The organism is Pseudolysinimonas sp., assembly GCF_031389465.1.
GTDB lineage: Bacteria > Actinomycetota > Actinomycetes > Actinomycetales > Microbacteriaceae > Pseudolysinimonas_A.
In genome coordinates, this window is the sequence record NZ_JANMSQ010000018.1 from 1 (window position 1) to 2,210 (window position 2,210).

Sequence of the window (2,210 nt, forward strand, 5' to 3'; positions counted from 1 at the left end):
ACAGCGGCTCGTTCAACCAGCTCGCGGTTCAGGCAATCGCCGCGGTCTCGGTGATGATCTACTCGTTCGTGCTTGCCTTCGTCATCGGGTTCATCCTCGAGAAGACGATCGGCTTCCGCGTGAAGAACGACGACGAGATCGCCGGTGTCGACCTGGTCGTACACGGCGAAGAGGGCTACGTCCTCGACGCCAAGTAAGTCCTCAGCAGTTCCGCGGACATGTCCGCGCGGGGCGCCGTTCCTTCGGGGGCGGCGCCCCGTACATTTGCGCCATGACCCTGCTCTTCGTCGCGATCTCGTTCGCGGCCGGGGCGTTAGCCACCCTCGCGATCTTCCAGCTCGTCCGGCCCGTGATCGGTGGCCGCATGATCTGGCCGGCGATTGCCGCAGCGGCCCTGACGGCTCTCGTCACGACGTCGCTCGGCCTGCTCACCGACGCCGCGCGACTCGACTACCTGTTGGGGATCTCGGCGTTCACGCTCCCGGTGCTGGTGCTCCTGGAAGCTGCCGCGATCGGCTCGGGGGCCGACCGGGTCGCCCGCTGGGTGCTCATGCTCGCGTGGGGCCTCATCGTGTTTCCCGGGGCGGCGCTCATCCCGCTGCTCATCACCGAGCCGTGCCGGTTCGACGGATGCGGGATCGTCGACTTCGGCGGCGCACTGCCGCTCTTCGTGTCGTCAGCGGCGTATGTGGTGCTGGCTTGGTCGCCGCCCGATGTCGGCCCGTTGCCACAGGTTCGAGGGAGTGAAGCGATCGCCGGGGTGCTCGGCTTCTGGATCGCGTTCGCGCTCTGGCTCGCGAGCCTCGAGGCAGCCCTCGACCCGTATGTACCGCGCATCCTGCTTGCCGGGGCGATCGGCCCTGCCGCCGGAGCACTCGGCTGGCTTCTGGTGGACACCTTGAAGGCGACGGGTCGCCCGTTCACCCGATCGCTGGGCTTCGGATTCCTCGCCGGGATCGCGGCGACAGCCCCGGGTGCCGTGACGGTGTCGTTCCCCTGGTCGGCAGCCGTGGGCGCCCTCGCCGGGATTGTCGCCGGGGTCATCTACTCCGCGATGCCGCTCGCCGCAGCCGGAATCGCGCCGCGTTGGGGACTTGCGCTCCTCGGGGCGACAGCGGTCGGATTCCTCGCGCCGCCGATCTCGGGCGACACCGTCGGCATCCTGTTCAGCGCGCAAGTCGGGGTGCTCTGGACTCCGCTTCTGGCGTTCCTCGGGGTGGCGCTCGGTGCCGCCGCGGTCTCGGCGCCGGTGTGGGTACTGCTGCGGCGGCGGCAGGCTTCATGACGACACCCGAGCCCATCCGACGCACCGCACCGCCGCTCGCCGGTCGCGTGATCGCGAGCCAGCGGTGGAGCGACCTGACTTTCCTGCACTGGCGGGTCGACCCCGCCGTGGTGGCGCCGCTGTTGCCACCCGGGGTGAGCCCCGACGAGCACGACGGAGGCACCTGGGTCGGACTCATCCCGTTCCTGCTCGATCGGGCGACTCTCTTCGGCAGCCCGCCGGTGCCCTACCTCGGCAGCTTCGTCGAGGTCAACGTGCGGCTCTACGGCGTCGATGAGACGGGCCGGCGCGGGGTGGTGTTCCTGTCGCTCGAAGCGTCGCGGCTGGCCGCCGTGCTCGCGGCGCGCGCCGTTTTCGGCCTGCCGTACTTCTGGTCGCGAACCACGATGGATGCCGCTGCCGGCGTCATCCGCTACAGCTCGCGTCGGCACCGGGGCGGGCCATCGAGCACGATCGTTACGAGACCGGGGGAGCTGATCGAAGCCGATCCGCTCGCCGACTTTCTCACGGCCCGCTGGGGGATGTTCACCGCGTGCGGCGGTCGGACGCGGTTTTTGCCCAACGAACACGAGCCCTGGCCGGTGCACGCCGCGGAGCTACTCGACCTCGACGACGAACTCGTGACCGCCGCCGGGCTGCCGGGTGTGACGGACCGAGCCCCCGATTCGGTGCTGTTCTCACCGGGGGTGCAGACGCGGTTCGGGTGGGAGGTCGGCCGCCCGGACTAGCCTGCCGCCATGACCCAGGATCGCGGTTTCGCCGGAGCGTCGGCCCACCGCGAGAGCCTGCGTCGTGCTGGTTCGCGCGAAGCCGCCGACTGGCGCAACGGCGCGGCGGGGGAGAGCGTCGTGGGACGCATCCTCGCCGAACTCGCCGACACCGGCGTGCGAGCTGTGCACGACCGCCAGGTGCCCGGAAGCGACGC

At 70.3% G+C, this 2,210-nt stretch carries 2 protein-coding genes and 2 pseudogenes; all 4 read left to right on the forward strand.

What is annotated here, in order from left to right; genetic code table 11:
- Positions 1 to 197, forward strand: a pseudogene (locus RMO30_RS00565) (ammonia channel protein); the annotation flags it as partial.
- A 74-nt stretch (positions 198 to 271) separates the two neighbouring features.
- Positions 272 to 1,285: a hypothetical protein gene (locus RMO30_RS00570; protein WP_309708088.1), complete on the forward strand. Its 1,014-nt coding sequence runs from the start codon at positions 272 to 274 to the stop codon at positions 1,283 to 1,285.
- Positions 1,282 to 2,013, forward strand: a complete 732-nt coding sequence (locus tag RMO30_RS00575) for a DUF2071 domain-containing protein (RefSeq protein WP_309708091.1) — start codon at positions 1,282 to 1,284, stop codon at positions 2,011 to 2,013. The genes RMO30_RS00570 and RMO30_RS00575 overlap by 4 nt, the downstream gene beginning before the upstream one ends.
- Positions 2,014 to 2,022: 9 nt before the next feature.
- Positions 2,023 to 2,210: pseudogene (locus RMO30_RS00580) on the forward strand (hypothetical protein); the annotation flags it as partial.

Bases quoted from the DNA above. Each gene is read 5' to 3' on its own strand.
- RMO30_RS00575 (WP_309708091.1), top strand. From the start codon at position 1,282: ATGACGACACCCGAGCCCATCCGACGCACCGCACCGCCGCTCGCCGGT.
- RMO30_RS00570 (WP_309708088.1), top strand. From the start codon at position 272: ATGACCCTGCTCTTCGTCGCGATCTCGTTCGCGGCCGGGGCGTTAGCC.